Origin of the sequence: Micromonospora sp. DT227 (assembly GCF_049841835.1) — a bacterium.
Lineage (GTDB): Bacteria > Actinomycetota > Actinomycetes > Mycobacteriales > Micromonosporaceae > Micromonospora.
In genome coordinates this window covers 201,026-220,522 of sequence record NZ_JBNCLA010000002.1, presented here as the reverse complement: position 1 = coordinate 220,522, position 19,497 = coordinate 201,026, and the positions used below count along the sequence as shown (strand labels likewise).

Annotated in this window: 13 protein-coding genes; 12 read left to right on the top strand and 1 reads right to left on the bottom strand. The window is 74.5% G+C overall.

Going from position 1 to position 19,497, the window contains the following annotated elements:
• The first annotated feature begins 33 nt into the window (after positions 1 to 33).
• The 9 genes from thrC to prfA all read left to right on the top strand — a co-directional run bounded on the left by thrC (position 34) and on the right by prfA (position 15,584).
• Positions 34 to 1,083, top strand: a complete 1,050-nt coding sequence (gene thrC, locus ACLQ2W_RS09970) for a threonine synthase (protein WP_425786172.1) — start codon at positions 34 to 36, stop codon at positions 1,081 to 1,083.
• Between the two features lie 87 nt (positions 1,084 to 1,170).
• Positions 1,171 to 4,422 (top strand): efflux RND transporter permease subunit, encoded by a 3,252-nt coding sequence (locus ACLQ2W_RS09965; RefSeq protein WP_425786171.1) that lies wholly within the window; start codon positions 1,171 to 1,173, stop codon positions 4,420 to 4,422.
• Positions 4,423 to 4,545: 123 nt separating this feature from the next.
• Positions 4,546 to 5,367 carry a polysaccharide deacetylase family protein gene (locus ACLQ2W_RS09960; protein WP_425786170.1) on the top strand — a complete coding sequence of 274 codons (822 nt, stop codon included), beginning with the start codon at positions 4,546 to 4,548 and terminating at the stop codon, positions 5,365 to 5,367.
• A 9-nt stretch (positions 5,368 to 5,376) separates the two neighbouring features.
• Positions 5,377 to 6,609, top strand: coding sequence for an MFS transporter (locus tag ACLQ2W_RS09955; protein ID WP_425786169.1), 1,233 nt, complete (start codon positions 5,377 to 5,379; stop codon positions 6,607 to 6,609).
• Between the two features lie 135 nt (positions 6,610 to 6,744).
• The gene (gene thrB, locus ACLQ2W_RS09950) at positions 6,745 to 7,647 is read left to right on the top strand and encodes a homoserine kinase (RefSeq protein WP_405091001.1); all 903 of its coding nucleotides are present in this window, start codon (positions 6,745 to 6,747) and stop codon (positions 7,645 to 7,647) included.
• A 337-nt stretch (positions 7,648 to 7,984) separates the two neighbouring features.
• Positions 7,985 to 10,168, top strand: a complete 2,184-nt coding sequence (gene rho / locus ACLQ2W_RS09945; RefSeq protein ID WP_425786168.1) for a transcription termination factor Rho — start codon at positions 7,985 to 7,987, stop codon at positions 10,166 to 10,168.
• Positions 10,169 to 10,308: 140 nt separating this feature from the next.
• Positions 10,309 to 13,776: a phosphodiester glycosidase family protein gene (locus tag ACLQ2W_RS09940; RefSeq protein ID WP_425786167.1), complete on the top strand. Its 3,468-nt coding sequence runs from the start codon at positions 10,309 to 10,311 to the stop codon at positions 13,774 to 13,776.
• A 405-nt stretch (positions 13,777 to 14,181) separates the two neighbouring features.
• Positions 14,182 to 14,406: a 50S ribosomal protein L31 gene (gene rpmE, locus ACLQ2W_RS09935; RefSeq protein ID WP_073828674.1), complete on the top strand. Its 225-nt coding sequence runs from the start codon at positions 14,182 to 14,184 to the stop codon at positions 14,404 to 14,406.
• An 89-nt stretch (positions 14,407 to 14,495) separates the two neighbouring features.
• Entirely contained in the window at positions 14,496 to 15,584 is a 1,089-nt protein-coding gene (gene prfA, locus ACLQ2W_RS09930; protein ID WP_281937625.1) for a peptide chain release factor 1, read from the top strand.
• 68 nt (positions 15,585 to 15,652) lie between these two features.
• Here the strand turns inward: prfA and ACLQ2W_RS09925 are convergent, their stop codons facing one another.
• Positions 15,653 to 17,206 carry a diguanylate cyclase domain-containing protein gene (locus ACLQ2W_RS09925; RefSeq protein WP_425786166.1) on the bottom strand — a complete coding sequence of 518 codons (1,554 nt, stop codon included), beginning with the start codon at positions 17,204 to 17,206 and terminating at the stop codon, positions 15,653 to 15,655.
• A 130-nt stretch (positions 17,207 to 17,336) separates the two neighbouring features.
• Here ACLQ2W_RS09925 and prmC point away from each other — a divergent pair, with 130 nt between their 5' ends.
• From prmC to ACLQ2W_RS09910, 3 genes are read left to right on the top strand one after another with little or no spacing between them, the layout of a single operon-like run.
• Positions 17,337 to 18,227, top strand: coding sequence for a peptide chain release factor N(5)-glutamine methyltransferase (gene prmC / locus ACLQ2W_RS09920; RefSeq protein WP_425786473.1), 891 nt, complete (start codon positions 17,337 to 17,339; stop codon positions 18,225 to 18,227).
• Positions 18,227 to 18,871 carry an L-threonylcarbamoyladenylate synthase gene (locus ACLQ2W_RS09915; protein ID WP_281937619.1) on the top strand — a complete coding sequence of 215 codons (645 nt, stop codon included), beginning with the start codon at positions 18,227 to 18,229 and terminating at the stop codon, positions 18,869 to 18,871. Before prmC ends, ACLQ2W_RS09915 begins: the two co-directional genes overlap by 1 nt.
• Positions 18,872 to 19,483, top strand: coding sequence for a phosphotyrosine protein phosphatase (locus tag ACLQ2W_RS09910; RefSeq protein WP_425786165.1), 612 nt, complete (start codon positions 18,872 to 18,874; stop codon positions 19,481 to 19,483).
• The last annotated feature ends 14 nt before the right edge of the window (positions 19,484 to 19,497 follow it).

Genomic DNA, 19,497 nt, shown 5'->3' with positions numbered 1-19,497 from the left:
CCGGACCGGGGCGGGAGAGGCGAGGAGCGCGACATGTGGCGAGGGCTGATCGAGGCGTACCGGAACCGGCTGCCGATCACCGACGCCACTCCGGTCGTCACGCTGCACGAGGGGAACACGCCGCTGCTGCCGGCCCCGGTGCTCTCCGCCCGGGTCGGCGCGGACGTGTGGCTCAAGGTCGAGGGCGCGAACCCGACCGGCTCGTTCAAGGACCGGGGCATGACGCTCGCCGTCTCCAAGGCGGTCGAGGGCGGCGACAAGGCGATCATCTGCGCCTCCACCGGCAACACCAGCGCGTCGGCCGCCGCGTACGCGGCCCGCGCCGGGATCACCTGCGCGGTGCTGGTGCCGCAGGGCAAGATCGCGCTGGGCAAGCTGGCCCAGGCGCTGGTGCACGGCGCGAAGCTGCTCCAGGTGCAGGGCAACTTCGACGACTGCCTGGCGCTGGCCGGCAAGCTCGCCCAGGACTACCCGGTCGCGCTTGTCAACTCCGTGAACGTGTACCGGCTGCACGGCCAGAAGACGGCCGCCTTCGAGATCGTCGAGGCGCTCGGCGACGCGCCTGACATCCACTGCCTGCCGGTCGGCAACGCCGGCAACATCACCGCCTACTGGATGGGCTACTCCGAGGACCTGCACGACGGCAACGCCACGAAGGCCCCCCGGATGTTCGGCTTCCAGGCGGCCGGCGCGGCCCCGATCGTCACCGGCCAGATGGTGCCCGAGCCGTCGACCATCGCCACCGCCATCCGGATCGGCAACCCGGCGAGCTGGACGAAGGCGGTCGACGCGCGGGACGCCTCCGGTGGGCTGATCTCCTCGGTCACCGACCGGGAGATCCTCTCGGCGTACCGCCTGCTGGCCCGCGAGGTGGGCGTCTTCGTCGAGCTGGGCAGCGCGGCCAGCGTGGCCGGCCTGCTCCAGCAGGCCGCCGCCGGCCAGGTGCCGGCCGGGTCGCGGGTGGTGTGCACGGTCACCGGCCACGGTCTGAAGGACCCGGAGTGGGCCATCTCGACCGCCCCGGCGCCGGTGACCATCGCCAACGACGCCCTCGCCGCCGCCCGCTCCCTCGACCTGGCCTGAACCCCCCGCCCCGCAGGCGGGGAGCGGGACCGGGTGCGGCAGACTCAGGGCACCCCGCAGACCCCTTCCCAGGAGTGACCAACGCCCATGTCGTTGCTCGCCAGATTCAGTCTTGCCAACCGGGGCCTGATCGCCCTGATCGCGTTGGTGACCGCGGCGTTCGGCTTGTTCGCCGTGCCGTCGCTGAAGCAGCAGCTGCTGCCCTCGCTGGAATTCCCGGCGGCGTTCATCGTGGCGCCGTACCCGGGCGCCGCCCCCGAGATCGTCGAGTCCCAGGTCGCCGAGCCGATCGAGAACAGCCTCCAGGGCATCCCGGGGCTGGAGAAGGTCACCTCCACCTCGCGCGAGGGCGCGGCCACCGTCCAGGTGCAGTACGAGTTCGGCACCGACCTGGACGATGTGGTCAACAAGATGGAGACCGCGATCAACCGGGCCCGGCTCCCGGAGGGCGTCGACCCGCAGGTGATCGCCGGCAGCACCGACGACCTGCCCGCGGTGGTGGTCGCCGCGACCGGCGACGGCGACGAGCGGGCGCTGGCCGAGAAGCTGCGCGCCACCGTGGTGCCGGAGCTGGAGGGGCTGGACGGCGTCCGGTCGGTGGACGTCACCGGCGCCCGCGACCAGGTGGTGGCGATCACGCCCGACCCGGCGAAGCTGGCCGCCGCCCGGGTGGCCCCGGCCGCCATCGCGTCGGCGCTCAAGTCGAACGGCGTGGCGGTGCCGGCCGGCGCGCTGGCCGACGGCGACCGGTCGCTGCCGGTGCAGGTCGGCACGCCGATTCGCACGGTGGACGACCTGCGGGGCATCGTGCTCACCACCGCGCCGGCCGCGCAGGTGCGCCTCGGTGACGTGGCGAGGGTGGAGCAGCAGCTCGCCCCGGCGACGTCGTTCACCCGCACGAACGGCAAGCCGAGCCTGGGCATCGCGGTGACCGCCAGCCCGGACGGCAACGCGGTCGGCATCTCGCACGACATCCGTGACCGGCTGGCCGAGTTGCAGACCGCCTCCGGCGCGGAGCTGACCGTGGTCTTCGACCAGGCCCCGTTCGTCGAGCGGTCCATCGAGAGTCTCACCACCGAGGGCCTGCTCGGCCTGCTGATGGCCGTGGTGGTGATCCTGGTGTTCCTGCTCTCCATCCGGTCCACCGTGGTCACCGCGGTCTCCATCCCGCTGTCGGTGCTTGTCGCGCTGCTCGTGCTCTGGGCCGGCGACTACTCGCTGAACCTGCTCACGCTGGGCGCGTTGACCATCGCGGTCGGCCGGGTGGTGGACGACTCCATCGTGGTGCTGGAGAACATCAAACGGCACCTGGAGTACGGCGAGGAGAAACGCGACGCGATCCTGGCCGCGGTCCGCGAGGTGGCCGGCGCGGTCACCGCCTCCACGCTGACCACGGTCGCCGTCTTCGCGCCGATCGCCCTGGTCGGCGGCTTCGTCGGGCAGCTCTTCGCGCCGTTCGCGATCACCGTGACGGTGGCCCTGCTCGCCTCGCTGCTGGTGTCGCTGACCGTGATCCCGGTGCTGGCGTACTGGTTCCTCCGGCCGCGCCGCGGCGTGGACGACGAGGCCGCCCGTCGCGCCGCCGAGGAGAAGGAGCTGCGCAGCCCGCTCCAGCGGGCGTACCTGCCGGTGATCGGCTTCGCCACCCGGTCGCGGAAGAGCCGGTGGGCCACCGTGGCGCTCGGCCTGCTGGTGCTGCTGGGCACGTTCGGCCTGGCGCAGAAGCTGGAGACCAACTTCCTGGACGACTCCGGCCAGGACACCCTGGCCATCCGGCAGGAGATGCCGGCCGGCACCGGGCTCACCGGCACCGACCGGGCCGCCGCCCGCGTCGAGGAGGTGCTGAAGCGTACGCCGGGCGTGGAGACCTACCAGGTCAGCGCCGGTGGCGGGGACAACCCGTTCGCCGGGGGCGGCGGCAGCGACCGGGCCTCCTGGTCGCTGGCGCTCTCCGACGACACCGACGCCAAGGCGGTGCGGGAGACGCTGCGCAAGGAGTTCGACGCGCTCGGCCCGGAGGTCGGCGAGCTGACCTTCGGCGGCGGGCAGGACGCCTCGGCCAACCAGGTCGAGGTGGTGGTGCAGGCCGCCGACCAGGAGACGCTGACCCGGGCGGCGGAGGAGGTCCGGGCCGCGATGGCCGGCACCTCCGGCGTCGAGGACGTCACCAGCGGCCTGGCCACCCGGGTGCCCCGGGTCGAGGTGACCGTGGACCGGGTCGCCGCGGCCCGCGCGGGTCTCACCGAGGCGGCCGTCGGGCAGCTCGTCGCGCAGACGTACCGGGGGGCGCCGCTGGGCCAGGTCACGCTGGACGGCGCGGCGCAGGACGTGGTGCTGAGCAGCGGGGCGAAGCCGCCGCTGAGCGTGGCGGAGCTGCGGGCGCTGCGGGTGGGGCCGGTGACGTTGGACGCGATCGCCGACGTCAACCAGGTCGACGGGCCGCAGCAGGTGACCCGGATCGACGGCGAGCGCAGCGTCTCGGTGACCGGCACGGCCACCGGCTCGAACCTGGGCGCCACCACGGCTGAGCTCCAGAAGAAGCTGGACGCGCTGGACGTGCCGGGTGCCACGTACGTCATCGGCGGGGTGAGCGCCGACCAGGCGGACGCGTTCGCGGACCTCGGCCTGGCGGTGCTGGCCGCCATCGCGATCGTCTTCCTGATCATGGTGGCCACGTTCCGCAGCCTGACCCAGGCGCTGATCCTGCTGATCTCGGTACCGTTCGCGGCGACCGGCGCGATCGCGCTGCTGCTCGCCACCGGGACGCCGCTGGGCGTGCCGGCGCTGATCGGCGTGCTCATGCTGGTCGGCATCGTGGTGACCAACGCGATCGTGCTGCTCGACCTGATCAACCAGTACCGGGCACAGGGCATGGGCGTCACCGAGGCGGTGGTCGAGGGCGGCCGGCGCCGGCTGCGACCGATTCTGATGACTGCGGTCGCCACCGTGTTCGCGCTGCTGCCGATGGCGTTCGGGCTGACCGGTGAGGGCGGGTTCATCTCGAAGCCGCTGGCGATCGTGGTGATCGGCGGTCTGCTCAGCTCGACGCTGCTGACGCTGGTCCTGGTGCCGACGCTCTACACCATGGTCGAGCGCACCAAGGGCTCGTTCCGGGGCCGCCGGGACCGCCGCCGGGGCGTGCCGGGGCCGACCGGCCCGGCCGCGCCGGTCGAGCGGGCCGAGGTCCCGACGCCGGTGACCGTGGGCGGCGGCGAGGGGCCGGTCGCGCCGCCCGAGCCGCCGGCGCGCCCGTCCGGGGCGCTGGTCGACGGCACGGACCAGTTCGAGGTGCTCCGGCTGCCGAAGAGCCGCCGTTCCCCTCTTCCCCCGACCGAGTGAAAGGCGGGGGCCCCGCTTAACGCTTTCTGCATAAGCGGGGCCCCCGCCTAACACCTCCCCCGGTAAGGCCTCGCGGAGCGGTACGCTCGGTGAGCTGGTGCCTACTTTGGGTGCGGGGGCGCGATGGCGGACGGCAGAGGCCGGTGGGGTCGCCGAGCGCTGCTGCGCCGGTCGGCGCTGCTGCTCGGCGGCGCCGCGCTGGGTTCCGCCGCGACAGTGGAGAGCACGTGGGTGGCCGACCGCCGGCTGCCGCTGGCCGGCGGCCCGGCCAGCGCCACGCTCGGCAACCGCCGCCAGGACGTCGGCGGGGGCGGCGTGCAGGTGGTGTGGGGTGTCCGCACCGATGAGCCACTGGTGGCGCTGACGTTCGACGACGGGCCGCGGCCACAGTGGACGCCGATGGTGCTGGACACCCTGGCCGAGCACCGGGTGCCGGCCACGTTCTTCCTGGTCGGTGAGCGGGCCCGCCGGCACGCCGCGCTGGTGCGCGGCCGGATGGGCGGCCACGAGGTGGGCAACCACAGTTGGGCGCACCACGACCTGGCCCGGATGGACGCCGCGACGGTCCACGACGACCTGCGCCGCAGCCACGACGCGATCACCGCGGCCACCGGCACGGCGCCCCGGCTGCTCCGCCCGCCCTGGGGGCACCTGGGCGGGGCGGTGCTGTACGCGGCGGCCCAACTGGACTACCGGCTGGTGCTCTGGACACTCCAGATGGTGGAGAGCGAGTTCCCGCACGACCCGGGCGGACACGCCCGGCGCATCGTGGCCGACGTGCGGCCCGGCACCATCCTGCTCGGCCACGACGTCGGCGACGAGCGGCGGCTGGTCGCGCTCCGCGGCCTGCCCGACCTGATCGCCGGGCTGCGCGCCCGGGGCTTCGCGTTCGTCACCGTCTCCGACCTGCTGCGTCGCACCGCCGCCCCGGGAGCCGCCCGATAGGGTGCCGGCGTGTCACCCACCCTCTCGGTCCTCGTCCGCAACCGCGACTTCCGCAACCTGTTCCTCGCCGAGCTGGTGGTCTTCGGCGCCGACTGGTTCGTCATGGTGCCGCTGCTCGTGCTGCTGCCGGAGCTGACCGGCAGCGGGATCTGGGGCGCGCTGGTGCTGGCCGTGGACACCGGCACCACCGCCCTGCTGCTCCCGTACGCGGGCACCGTCGCCGACCGGTTCGACCGCCGCAAGGTGATGATGGCGGCCAATGTGGCCGCGTTCGCCGGCATCCTGCTGCTGCTCGGTGTGCGCGGCGCCGGGACCGCCTGGCTGGCGCTGCTGGCCATCGCGGTCGTGGCCGTGGCGAAGGCGTTCTACTCGCCGGCCGCCCAGGCCGCGCTGCCCAACGTGGTCGATCCGGTGGACCTGGCGGCGGCCAACGCGGTCGCCGGCTCGGCCTGGGGCACGATGGCGGTGGTCGGCGCCTCGCTCGGCGGCATCCTGAGCGCCGCCGCCGGCCCGTACGCCTGCTTCTGGGTGGCCGCGGCGGGCCTGGCCGGGGCGGCGGCGCTGGCCGCGCTGATCCGGCGGCCCCTCCAGGCGCCCCGGGACCCGGCGGCGGTCGTGCCGCGCCCCGCGGCGGCGATCCGCGAGGCGCTCGGCTACATCGCCCGCCGGCCGCGCGTGCTCGCGCTGGTGACGGTGAAGTCGGCGGTCGGCCTGGGCAACGGCGTGCTGACCGTCTTCCCGCTGCTGGCCGGCGTGTACGGGGTCGGGGCGGTCGGCGCCGGTCTGCTGTTCGCCGCCCGGGGCGCCGGCGCGCTGGTCGGCCCGATCCTGATGCGCCGGGTGCTCAGCAACCGGGCCTGGCTGCTCACCGGCCTGGCGCTGTCCATGTCGACGTACGGCCTGGCCTACCTGGGGGCCTCGGCGGTGTCCTGGTTCCCGCTGGTGCTGGTGCTGGTCTTCCTGGCCCACCTCGGGGGCGGCAGCAACTGGGTGCTGTCCAACTACGCGCTCCAGGGCGAGGTGCCGGACCGGCTGCGCGGCCGGGTCTTCGCCACCGACATGATGCTCGCCACGCTGGCCATCGCGCTCAGCCAGCTGGTGGTGGCGCTGGTGGTGGACCGGGTGGACGAGCGCACCGTGCTGGCCGGCTGCGGCCTGGTCACCGTGGTCTACGCGATCGGCTGGCGGTTCGCCACCCGGCGCCTGTCGCTCACCGATCCGGCGCAGCCGCCGGCCGGTTGACCGGGGTGCTGCTGGCCGGCGTGCTCCGGTCGTGGTGCGGCGGCGAGCGGGTGCGGCGGGACGGGCGGTCCGTCCGGCGGTCCCACGCTGCGGGCGGTCCGTCGCGGTGTCGGTGCCAGGCCCTAGCATGAGCCGGTGCCGACGACTTTCGCCTCCGGTCCGGTCCGGGTCCGGGTGCCCGCGACCAGCGCCAATCTCGGCCCCGGTTTCGACGCGCTCGGGCTGGCCCTCGGCCGGCACGACGACGTGACGGCCGAGGTGACCGGCGGCGGCGTCCGGGTGGCGGTCACCGGCGAGGGCGCCGGTGAGCTGCCGGCGGACGACCGGCACCTGGTGGTGACCGCCATGCGGGCCGCGTTCGACGTGCTGGGCGCACAGCCCGCCGGCCTGGCGCTGGAGTGCGTCAACCGGATCCCGCAGGCCCGTGGTCTCGGTTCGTCCTCGGCGGCCATCGTGGCCGGGGTGCTGGCGGCCCGCGCGCTGGTGGTCGACGGCGGGCAGCGGCTGGACGACGCGGCCGCGCTGCGCCTGGCGGCGGAGCTGGAGGGGCATCCGGACAACGTGGCCCCGTGCCTGCTCGGCGGCTTCACGATCGCCTGGACGGAGCCGTCCGGCGCCCGGGCGGTCTCGCTGCCGGTGGCGTCCGCCGTCCGGCCCACCGTCTTCGTGCCGGCCGAGCGGGGCCTGACCGCGGCGGCCCGGGCCGCCCTGCCGGCCACCGTGCCGCACGCCGACGCCGCGGCCAATGCGGGCCGGGCCGCGCTGCTGGTGCACGCGCTGACCGTCGACCCGGCGCTGCTGCTGCCGGCCACCGTCGACCGCCTGCACCAGGAGCAGCGCGCCCCGGGAATGCCGGCCAGCGCCCGGCTGGTCGCCGCGCTGCGTGCGGCGGGTGTGGCTGCCGTGATCAGTGGGGCGGGCCCGACCGTGCTGGCGCTCTCCGACGTGCCGGCGGGCTTCGAGCTGGGAACAGAATGGCGCCGGTGGGAGTTGCCGACAGATGTCAGCGGAGCCCGGGTTTTCCGGGGTACACTTTGACACGCCGAGCGGGACCCTGTTGCCGCAGGTCGGAAGAGTTGATTACCCTCTAGACCGAGCACAGCCGCGAAGCATGCGATCTTCCTGCGGTTCGGCGCACCCCCGAAGCTCTCGGCGGTCAGCCCGTCACCCCTGCCAAGGCCCACGCCGCACCGCAGTTTCCGCAGGTCGCCGCAGACGGCGAGACCTGCTCACCGAGGTTGGTGAGTCGGGAGACCGCCCTGCTGCTGTGTTCAGACTCCCGCGACGCGTCCATGCGAGGCGGGTGCACCGAGGCCGCCCGGCCACCTGGTTCCACGACCCCGGGCAGCCCCGGCCTATCGAGGGAAGGAATCCATTGAGCGACACCACCGACGTGACGTCGGATGTTTCCAACGTCGCTGGCGATGCCACCACCGCCGCCCCCACGCGCCGTCGGCGTAGCGGTACCGGCCTGTCGGCGATGCTGCTGCCGGAGCTCCAGAGCCTGGCCGCGTCGCTCGGCATCTCTGGTACGGCTCGCATGCGCAAGGGCGAGCTGATCAGTGCGATCACCGAGCGGCAGGGCGGCGCCGCCGCCGGTACCCCTCGACCGCGGGCCGAGGTTGCGGCTGCGGCGGCTCCCGCACGCGAGGAGGTGCACGCCGAGGTCCGTGAGGAGCGGGCCGAGGCCGGGCGTCGTCCCGCCGAGAAGGCGCCGGCCGCCGAGGCGACCGAGGGCCGCACCCGTGGCCGCCGTACCCGGGCCACCACCGCGGCCACCGAGGCGCGTCCGGCCGAGGCATCCGCCGTGGAGGCGCCCGCCGAGACCGGCGAGCGGACCGAGCGGCCCGAGCGCGGTGCTGACCGGACCGAGCGGCCCGAGCGTGGTGCTGACCGGACCGAGCGGGCCGAGCGCGGTGCCGAGCGGACCGAGCGGGCCGAGCGTGGTGCCGAGCGGGCCGAGCGCGGTGCCGATGGCGGTGGCGAGCGGGCCGAGCGCGACGAGCGTGCCGAAGGCCGGGGCCGTGACCGGGGCGAGCGCACCGACCGGGGTGAGCGGGCCGACCGCAACGATCGGGGTGAGCGTGCCGAGCGGGGCGATCGCAACGAGCGTGCCGACCGGGGTGAGCGTGCCGAGCGGGGTGACCGCAACGATCGGGGCGACCGCAACGACCGGAGCGACCGCAACGACCGGGGTGAGCGTGCCGAGCGGAGCGATCGCAACGACCGGGGCGACCGCAACGACCGGGGTGACCGCAACGACCGGGGGCAGCGCGCCGAGCGGGACAACCGCGACAACGACGACGACGACGAGGGCGGCGGCCGGCGGGGCCGGCGCAGCCGGTTCCGGGACCGTCGGCGGGGCCGTGGCGAGCGGGGCGAGAACGGCGACGGCGGTGCCGTCCGCGAGCCGCAGGTCGGCGAGGACGACGTGCTCGTCCCGGTGGCCGGCATCATCGACGTGCTCGACAACTACGCCTTCGTCCGGACCACCGGCTACCTGGCCGGCCCGAACGACGTGTACGTCTCGATGTCCCAGATCAAGAAGTACGGCCTGCGCCGCGGTGACGCCATCACCGGCGCGGTGCGGGCGGCCCGGGACGGCGAGCAGCGGCGCGACAAGTACAACCCGCTGGTCCGGCTGGACACCATCAACGGCATGGAGCCGGACGAGGCGAAGCGCCGGCCGGAGTTCTACAAGCTCACCCCGCTCTACCCGCAGGAGCGGCTGCGGCTGGAGACCGAGCCGCACATCCTGACCACCCGGGTCATCGACCTGGTCATGCCGATCGGCAAGGGTCAGCGGGCGCTCATCCAGTCGCCGCCCAAGGCGGGCAAGACGATGGTGCTGCAGGCGATCGCGAACGCGATCACCCGCAACAACCCGGAGTGTCACCTGATGGTGGTGCTGGTGGACGAGCGGCCCGAAGAGGTCACCGACATGCAGCGGTCGATCAAGGGCGAGGTCATCGCGGCCACGTTCGACCGTCCGCCGCAGGACCACACCACGGTGGCCGAGCTGGCGATCGAGCGGGCGAAGCGCCTGGTCGAGCTGGGGCACGACGTGGTCGTGCTGCTCGACTCGGTGACCCGGCTGGGTCGGTCGTACAACCTGGCGGCGCCGGCCAGCGGCCGGATCATGTCGGGTGGTATCGACTCCACCGCGCTCTACCCGCCGAAGCGCTTCCTCGGCGCGGCCCGCAACATCGAGAACGGCGGCTCGCTGACCATCATCGCCACGGCGCTGGTGGAGACCGGGTCCATGGCGGACACGGTCATCTTCGAGGAGTTCAAGGGCACCGGCAACGCCGAGCTGAAGCTGGACCGGAAGATCGCCGACAAGCGCGTCTTCCCGGCGATCGACATCAACCCCACCGGTACGCGCAAGGAGGAGGTCCTGCTCGCGCCGGAGGAGTTGGCGATCATCCACAAGCTCCGCAAGGTGCTGCACTCGCTGGACTCGCAGGCCGCGCTCGACCTGCTCCTGGACCGGCTCAAGCAGTCCCGCACCAACATCGAGTTCCTGATGCAGATCGCGAAGTCCACTCCGGGCGAGTGACCTGACGGACCGACGACGAGGGGCACGGCCACCGGCCGTGCCCCTCGTTCGCGTCGGCGACCCCCGGCCTGCTGAAGTTTTTCTACGGTTCAGCCGCGAGGTATTGAAACTTCTGTTCAGGGTCGGGTTGACTGTCGTCCATGCGATTGCGCAGTCGATCCATCCGTTCCGCCGGCGTCCTGCTGCTGACGCCGCTGCTCACCCTCGCCCCGCCGATGCCGTCCGCCGCGGCGGCCACCCCGTCGACCACGGCGGCCCCGGGCACGGCGACCCCCACGGGCACGGCGGCCGAGGACGCGCCGGCGGCCTCCTCCCGACCCGAGTCGGCGGTCACGCTGGCCGCGGTGGAACCCGCCGGTGGCCTGGAGACCGCGAAGACCACCCGGCCGGTCGCGCCCGGTCTCGACCTGACCTCCTTCGACAGGTACGACGCCGCCGGCTGGCTGCGGGCCGACGCGCTCACCGCCGACCTGTCCGGCGGGCTGACCGTTGATTACGTCAACTCCGGCGCGGTCACCCGGGACGAGCCGCTGCGGGCGGCGGCGGACCGGTCCCGCGCCGTGGCGGCCGTGAACGGCGACTTCTTCGACATCAACAACTCCGGTGCCGCCCAGGGCGTCGGCATCCGTTCCGGTGAACTGGTGCAGTCGCCGGTCACCGGGCACCCCAACGCGGTCGGCATCAGCGCCGGCGGCCTCGGCCGGGTGGTCGAGGTCGGCTTCGAGGGCACCGCCGCGCTGCCCGCCGGCCCGGTGCCGCTGACCCAGTTCAACAACATGGTGCAGCGCGACGGCGTGGGCGTGTTCACGCCGCTCTGGGGCGCGTACCCCCGGCAGCGCGCGGTGGACGGCGCGGCGCGGGTGGTCGAGGTGACGGTGACCGGCGGGCGGGTGGCCACGGTCGCCACCACGGCGGGGGAGGGACCGATCCCCGCCGGCAGCACGGTGCTGCTCGGCCGGGAGGCCGGGGCGGACGCGCTCGCCGGGCTGCGTGCCGGCGACGCGGTGGACCTGTCCTGGCGTCCGCGCGCCTCCGACGGCGGCGACCTGCGCGCCGCGGTGGGCGGCGGGAACGTGCTGGTCCGGGACGGCGTGGTGCAGAGCATCGCCGACCAGTCGCTGGCTCCGCGTACGTCGGTCGGCTTCTCCGCCGACGGACGTCGGATGATCATGCTGACGGTGGACGGCCGGCAGGTGGACAGCCGTGGTGTCACCCAGACCGAGATGGGCCGGATGATGGTCGAGCTGGGCGCCGCGAACGCGCTCAACCTCGACGGCGGCGGCTCCTCCACGCTGCTGGCCCGGGAGCCCGGCGCGGCGGCGGTCCAGGTGGAGAACAGCCCGTCCGACGGCAGCGAGCGGCCGGTGCCGAACGGGCTGGCCGTCTACGCGCCGAAGGGCAGCGGCCGGCTCACCGGGTACTGGCTGGAGACCGCGAGCGACCCGACCGCCGCGCCGGGCGTCGCCCCGGTCCGCGGCGGCCGGCCGGACCGGGTCTTCCCGGGCCTCACCCGCCGGCTCACCGCTGCCGGTCACGACGAGACGTACGGGCCGGCGGCCGGCGAGCCGCGCTGGCGCGCCACCCACGGCCGGGTGGACGGCGACGGCATCTTCCGGGCCGGCAGCCCCGGCCGGAGCACCGTCACCGCCGCGCGCGGGCGGGCCCGGGGCACGCTCGACCTGACCGTGCTCGGTCCACTGGCGCGGATCGACGCCACCGTCGACCGGGTCGGCCTCGACGGGGCCGGCGACACCGGCCTGTTCGGCGTGGTCGGCTACGACGCCGAGGGCAACACCGCGCCGATCGAGCCGGCCGACCTGAAGCTGGAGTACGACCACGACCTGCTCTCCGTCACCCCCACCGCCGACGGCAACCTGTCCGTGACGGCGCTCGGCGGGTCCGGCTCGGCGCTGGTCACCGCCCGGGTCGGCGGGCACCGCACGGTGCTGCCGGTGACGGTCGGACTGACCGACGTGCCGGTGGCCGGCTTCGACGACGCCGCGTCCTGGCGGTTCAGCCAGGCCCGGGCCACCGGCGCGGTCGCCCCGGCGGACGGGCACACCGGCGCCGGCCTGAAGATGTCGTACGACTTCAGCCAGTCCACCGGCACCCGGGCCGCGTACGCCGACCCGCCGGCCTGGATCGACGTGCCCGGCCAGCCGCAGGCGTTCGGCATGTGGATCAAGGCGAACGGCGCCGGCGAGTGGCCGAGCCTGCACCTGCACGACGCGCAGGACACCCAGTTCGTGCTGCGCGGCCCGTACCTGGACTGGACCGGCTGGAAGTACGTCGAGTTCGCGGTGCCGCCCGGCGTGCAGTACCCGGTGCGGGTGCGCCGGTTCTACGTGGCCGAGACCGACCCGGCGAAGCAGTACCGCAGCGAGGTGGTGATCGACGACCTGGTGGCCCGGGTGCCGCCGGACGTGCAGGCGCCCGCGGAGCCGAACCGCACCGACCGGGTGGTGCTGCGCGACGGCACCGTCGACGGCGCGCCCTGGCGCTTCGCGGTGCTCTCCGACGCCCAGTTCGTCGCCGCCGACCCGGACAGCGAGTTGGTCGCCCAGGCCCGCCGTACGCTGCGCGAGGTCCGCGCCGCCCGGCCGGACTTCCTGATCATCGACGGCGACTTCGTGGACACCGCGTACCCGGCGGACTTCGCGCTGGCCAAGCGGATCCTGGACGAGGAGCTGGGCGGCGAGGTGCCCTACCACTACGTGCCGGGCAACCACGAGATCATGGGCGCCCCGATCGACAACTTCCGCAGCGTGTTCGGGGACACCACGCGTGTCTTCGACCACCGGGGCACCCGGTTCCTCACCCTGAGCACGGCCAGCGGCTCACTGCGCGGGGGCGGCTTCGACCAGGTGGAGCTGCTGCGCCGGACGCTTGACGAGGCGGCTGCCGATCGCGCCGTCGGCTCGGTGGCGGTGCTGTTCCACCACCCGCCGCGCGACCCGAGCCCGGTCAAGGCCAGCCAACTGGGGGACCGGAAGGAGGCCGCGCTCGTCGAGCAGTGGCTGGCCGACTTCCAGCACCGCACCGGCAAGGGCGCGTTGATGGTCAACGGGCACGTCGGCACGTTCCACGCCGACCGGGTGGACGGTGTCCCGTACGTGATCAACGGGAACGCGGGCAAGGACCCGTCCACCCCGGCCGGGCTGGGCGGTTTCACCGGCTGGACCGAATTCGGGGTGGACCCGGTCACCGCACGGGAGGCGGAGCGGGCCCGCCGCGACCCGCTCGCCGAGGGGCCGGAGTGGGTGGCCGCGGAGACGCACGCCCACGTCGACCGGCTTGCGCTGGACGCGCCGGCCCAGGTGCGCCTCGGCGCCCCCGCGACGGTCGTCGCCACGCTCACCCAGCCCGGCGGCCGGCAGGTGCCGGTGGGGCCGCCGGTGAGCGCCGACTGGGCGGGCTCGCCCAACCTGCACGTCGGCGACGCGACCGGGGTACGCCCGTGGCACGTGGCCCGGTTCGACCCGTCGACCGGTCAGCTCACCGCGCTGCGTGCCGGCGCACGGATCCTGCTCACGGTCACCGTCAACGGCGTCCGCGCCGAGGCCACGGTGACCACCACCGCGGCGGCGCAGGCGCGCCCCGCCGCATGAGGCCCGGCGGGGGCTCCTCGTCCTGGGGGAGGAGCCCCCCCCGGCCCGGGTTTCCCGTCTCGTCGATCATGAAGTTGGCGGCGACAAAACGGACAGAAATCCCGGCCAACCTCATGATCGACTGGGTGGGCGGCGGGTGGGCGGCGGGTGGGCGGCGGGTGGGCGGCGGGTGGGCGGCGGAGTGGGCGGCGGAGTGGGCGGCGGGGTGGGGGAGTGGTGGGGCGGGGGGTGGGAATGCCGAGGGGTGGCCGGGCGTTACTGCTGCCGGACCTGCTGTGCCGGCCGGCCGACGCCCATGGCACACTGGTCAATCGGCCACCGGTTCCGGTTCACGCCCGAGCCCGTCACCACGACGGGGCACACCGACGGCGACCCGGCGACCACCCACGAAAGGACCGAGGCGACATGAAGCCCAACATCCACCCGGAGTACGCGACCACCGAGGTCCGCTGCTCCTGCGGCAACACGTTCACGACCCGCAGCACCGCCAAGGGCGGCGCCATCAGCGTCGAGACCTGCAGCGCCTGCCACCCGTTCTACACCGGTAAGCAGCGCGTGCTGGACACCGCCGGTCGGGTCGCGAAGTTCCAGCAGAAGTACGCCAAGGTTCAGGCCAAGAAGGCCAAGTAGCTCCGTCGACGACGCCCGTGTCCGGCCCCGTGCCGGACACGGGCGTTCGTCCGTTTCCGCCCGGCGTCTTCTGAAGGAGCATCCGCAGCATGAGCAGTGAGCGCCTGGCCGCCCTCCTCGACGAGTACGCCGAACTGGAGAAGCGGCTGGCCGACCCGGCCATCCACGCCGACCAGGGCACCGCCCGGCGGGTCGGCCGGCGGTACGCCGAGCTGGTGCCGCTGCACAAGGCGGCCGGCGAGCTGGAGCAGGCCCGTGCCGACCTGGTCGCCGCGCGCGAGCTGGCCGCCGAGGACCCGGCGTTCGCCGCCGAGGCGGACACCATCGCGGCGACCCTGCCGGCGCTCGAGGAACGGCTCGCCGAGCTGCTCATCCCGCGTGACCCGCACGACGCGAAGGACGTGATCGTCGAGATCAAGGCCGGCGAGGGCGGTGAGGAGTCGGCGTTGTTCGCCGGTGACCTGCTGCGGATGTACACCAGGTACGCCGAGCGCCGGGGCTGGACCACCGAGGTGATCGACGCCCAGGACTCCGACCTCGGCGGCGTGAAGGACGTCTCGCTGGCGATCAAGACCAAGGGCGTGCCCGAGGGCGGCAACGGCGTCTGGTCCCGGCTCAAGTGGGAGGGCGGCGTGCACCGGGTGCAGCGCGTCCCGGTGACCGAGTCGCAGGGCCGGATCCACACCAGCGCGGCCGGCGTGCTGGTGCTGCCCGAGGCGGAGGACGTGGACGTCACCATCGACGCGAACGAGCTGCGGATCGACGTGTTCCGCTCGTCCGGGCCCGGCGGCCAGTCGGTCAACACCACCGACTCGGCGGTCCGGATCACCCACGTCCCGACCGGCATCGTGGTGTCCTGCCAGAACGAGAAGTCGCAGCTCCAGAACCGCGAGCAGGCGATGCGGATCCTGCGCGCCCGGCTGCTCGCCGCGGCCCAGGAGCAGGCCGACGCCGCCGCCTCGGACGCCCGCAAGGCGCAGGTCCGCACCGTGGACCGGTCGGAGCGGATCCGCACCTACAACTTCCCGCAGAACCGGATCACCGACCACCGGATCGGCTACACCGCGTACAACCTCGACCTGGCGCTGGCCGGCGAGCTGGACGGGGTGCTCGACGCGCTGACCGAGGCGGACCGCGCGGCCCGGCTGGCCGGCGAGACCGAACTGTCCCGCCGCTGAGGGAGCGCTGTTAAAAGGGGGCCCTGCCTATACCGGAGGCGTTAACACGGGGCCCTTCCTTACACCCCTCAGCTGGCGCGGAGGCGGTCCTTCGCGCGCAGCATCTCCCGGTCGGCCAGCTCGAACGCGGCGCCCAGCGCCTCCCGGACGCTGATCGTGGTGCTGCCGTCGACCTCCGCGAACCCGATGGTGACCCCGACCGGGGTGCCCGGGACCAGGGTGTCCCAGTCCTCGGTGCGTACGGCCGCCTCGATCCGCCGGGCCACCTCGACCGCCTCCGGCATGCCGGTGTCCGGGAGCACCACGACGAACTCGTCGCCGCCGTAGCGGGCCACGAAGTCGCCCCGCCGCATCACCCGGTTGATCACGCCGGCGACCCGTTGCAGCACCAGGTCGCCGGAGTGGTGCCCGTGCCGGGTGTTGACCGCCTTGAACCCGTCGAGGTCGCAGACGCCGATCACCACCCGCTCGCCCCGGGACACCACCGCACCGAGGTAGCGCTCCAGCCGGCGGCGGTTGGGCAGGCCGGTGAGCGGGTCGGTGAGCGCCTCGCCCTCGTACCGGGCGGCCTCGCGGCGCATCTCCTCGTGGTCGATCCGGGCGGCGATGCCGTCGATGTAGACGTCCCGCAGGCGGTCGCTGCGCCGGGCGGCCAGCCGGAACGCGTGCCGGTCCGCCCGGTGCGCGCCGGCGTGGTCGCCGGCCCGGGCCAGCGCGATGCTGCGCAGCCGGGGCTGTTCGGCGGCGCCGAGCGTCTCGTCGGAGACCCGGATCGCGTCCAGCCGGGTGACCCCCTCGATCGGCCGGCCGGCGGCGACCGCCAGGCAGACCTGGCCGAGCTGGCGCAGGTCGCGGGCGCGGGCGCTGTCCCCGCCGTGGCCGAGCAGGCGGGTCGGGTCGGCGTCCCCGGCGGACTCCACCCGGTCGCCGAGCGCGGCCCGGCGGGCGGCGGCGTACCCGTACGCGGCGAGGCTGCTGGGCCGCAGGTTGGCGGCCCGCCCGCCGCGCAGGAACCGGGCCAGGTCGCCGGCCACGTCGCGCAGCACCCGCAGGCAGCCGTCGCTGTCGCCGTTGTGGTCCAGGGCCACCGCGTTGCGCAGCCGGATCCCCGGCGCGGCGAACGTCTCCTCCGGGATGCCCGCGCCCAGTCCGACCTCGCGCGCGCGTTCGATCGCGCCGAGCGCGTGGCCGTGGAAGCTGAGGTACGAGTACGCCATCGCCAGGTCGTGCCAGCCCCAGGCGGTGTCCCGGTCCGGCGTGTCGTCGGCGCCGAGCGCGCGGGCGGCCCGGACCAGGTGCATCACGCACCGGTCGAGCGCGCCCTGGTGGTGGGCGGCGAGCGCGGCCAGCGCGTTGAGGTGCCCGTGCAGGTAGGGCTCGGCCAGGTCACGCACGGCGGCCGAGGCGTCCTCGACGGCCCTGGTGAACTCGGCGGTCCGACCGAGATTGATCAGCGCGGACAGGCGTTGCACGAGCGCGTCGGCGCGGGCGTACGGGTCGTCGGTGGTGCGGATCACGCGTTCGAGCAGCACGCACGCCTCGGCGGAACGGCTCGCCTCCTGCAACGCCCGGGCACGTCGGAGGGCGTCAACCTGGTCCTCGACCTGGTCGAGCCAGCCCACTCGCGACCTCCCTGACGTGTGCGCCCGGACGCACCCGCTCGTGTGGCGACCCGCGACGCTTCATGATTATTGCGTGAGCACACTCCCGCAACACCCGTCCGAAGGGACAGAACGCGAACGCGTCTCGCCGATGATCGCCCGGGCGGCCCGGACACTGGCCGCCGCCGGGGTGGCGGCGCCGCGGGCGGAGGCCGAGCAGTTGGCCGCGTACGTGCTGGGGGTGCCGCGCGGCCGGCTGGCGCTGGCCGACGGGTTCACCGCGGTCCAACGTGACCGCCTGGCGGCGCTGCTCGACCGGCGGGTGGCCCGGGAGCCGTTGCAGCACCTCACCGGCGCGGCCGGTTTCCGGCACCTGGAGCTGGCGGTCGGGCCGGGGGTGTTCGTGCCCCGGCCGGAGACCGAACTGCTCGCCGGCTGGGGGGTCGAGGTGGCCCGGCGGCTCGCCGCGCCGCTCGTGGTCGACCTGTGCAGCGGCTCCGGCGCGATCGCGCTCGCGGTCGCCCAGGAGGTGCCGGCGGCCCGGGTGGTGGCGGTGGAACGCTCCCCGGCCGCGCTGGCCTGGCTGCGGCGCAACGCGGCCCTGCGGGCCGACGCGGGGGACCGGCCGGTCGAGGTGGTGGTCGCCGACGTCACCGACCTGGAGCTGCTGGCGGAGCTGGCCGGCCGCGTCGACGTGCTGCTGTGCAACCCGCCGTACGTGCCGCGCGCGGTGACCGTGCCGCCGGAGGTGGCCGGCCACGACCCGGACGAGGCGGTGTTCGGCGGCGCGGACGGCCTGGACGTGATCCGGCCGGTGGTGGCCCGCGCCGCGACGCTGCTGCGTCCGGGCGGGGTGATCGGCGTCGAGCACGACGACACGCACGCCACGGCGGTGCCGGCCCTGCTCGCCGGCGACGGCCGGTACGAGCACGTGGCGGAGCACCGGGACCTGGCCGGGCGGCCCCGCTGGGCGACCGCGTCCCGGCGGGCGGACGGCCGACACGCCGACCCCGGCGCGGCGTGGCAGACTGACTCCTCGTGATGCTCTACGACTGTCGGTCGCCCGCCGACCGGGACCGCGGCATCGCCGCTGCCATCGAGGCCGTCAAGAACGGGGAACTCGTCGTCCTGCCGACCGACACGGTCTACGGCATCGGGGCGGACGCGTTCACGCCGTACGCGGTGAAGGCCCTGGCGGACACCAAGGGTGGCACCCGGCAGGCGCCGCCGGTGCTGATCGGCTCCCGGCACACCCTCGACGGCCTGGTCTTCTCGCTGCCCCAGGTGGCCCGCGACCTGGTCGAGGCGTTCTGGCCGGGCGCGTTGACGATCGTGGTGGAGCACTCGCCGAGCCTGGCCTGGGACCTCGGCGACACCAGCGGCACGGTGGCGGTGCGGATGCCGCTGCACCCGGTGGCCTTGGAGGTGCTGCGGGAGACCGGTCCGATGGCGGTCGCCTCGGCCAACAAGGTCGGCCAGCCCGCCGCGCTGACCGCCGAGGAGGCCCGCGACCAGCTCGGGTACGGCGTCCGGGCCTATCTGGAGGCCGGGCCGGCGGTGGACCCGGTGCCGAGCACCATCGTCGACCTGACCGGCGAGGTGCCGCGGGTGCTGCGCCAGGGCGCGGTGTCGGTGGCGAAGCTGCGCGAGGTGGCGCCGGAGCTCCTCGACGAGCGGGGGGTCTGAGTGCCGCCCTTCACCGTCCTGCACGTCTGCATGGGCAACATCTGCCGGTCGCCGATGGCCGAGCGGCTGCTGCTGCTCGCCGTGCGGGAGCGGCTGGCCCGGCTCGACGTCGACCCGGCCGGCTCGGACGCGCTGGTGCACAGCCACAGCGCCGGCACCGGCGGCTGGCACGCCGGCGAGGAGATGAACCCGCCGGCCGCGCGACAGGTGACCGCGCGCGGTGGTGACGTGGCCGGGTTCGCCGCGCGGCGGTTGCGCTCGGATCTGATCGACGCCGCCGACCTGGTGCTCACCGCCACCGCCGACCAGCAGGAGTACGTGGTGGCGCTGCGGCCGGACGCCGCCGGGCGCACGTTCGTGCTGGGCGAGTTCGGTCGGCTGCTGGGTGGCCTGGACCGGTCCGCCCTGCCGCCCGCCGGGCCGACGCCGGAGGCGGTGCACGCCCGGGGGATGGCGCTGGTGGCCGCCGCGGACGCGGCCCGCCGGGGCGACCCGGCGTTGTCCACCGACGACCTGGACGACCCGTGGGGCCGGGGCGACCAGTGTTTCAGCCGGGTGGCCGACGAGATCGAGGAGACGGTCCAGCCGCTGGCCGCCGCGTTGCTGCCCTGAGGTTCATCCTTTCT

What these genes read in the sequence shown, in the direction of transcription:
- thrC (WP_425786172.1), top strand. Translation starts at nt 34, where the DNA reads ATGTGGCGAGGGCTGATCGAGGCGTACCGGAACCGGCTGCCGATCACC.
- ACLQ2W_RS09965 (WP_425786171.1), top strand. Translation starts at nt 1,171, where the DNA reads ATGTCGTTGCTCGCCAGATTCAGTCTTGCCAACCGGGGCCTGATCGCC.
- ACLQ2W_RS09960 (WP_425786170.1), top strand. Translation starts at nt 4,546, where the DNA reads ATGGCGGACGGCAGAGGCCGGTGGGGTCGCCGAGCGCTGCTGCGCCGG.
- ACLQ2W_RS09940 (WP_425786167.1), top strand. Translation starts at nt 10,309, where the DNA reads ATGCGATTGCGCAGTCGATCCATCCGTTCCGCCGGCGTCCTGCTGCTG.
- rpmE (WP_073828674.1), top strand. Translation starts at nt 14,182, where the DNA reads ATGAAGCCCAACATCCACCCGGAGTACGCGACCACCGAGGTCCGCTGC.
- prfA (WP_281937625.1), top strand. Translation starts at nt 14,496, where the DNA reads ATGAGCAGTGAGCGCCTGGCCGCCCTCCTCGACGAGTACGCCGAACTG.
- prmC (WP_425786473.1), top strand. Translation starts at nt 17,337, where the DNA reads ATGATCGCCCGGGCGGCCCGGACACTGGCCGCCGCCGGGGTGGCGGCG.
- ACLQ2W_RS09915 (WP_281937619.1), top strand. Translation starts at nt 18,227, where the DNA reads ATGCTCTACGACTGTCGGTCGCCCGCCGACCGGGACCGCGGCATCGCC.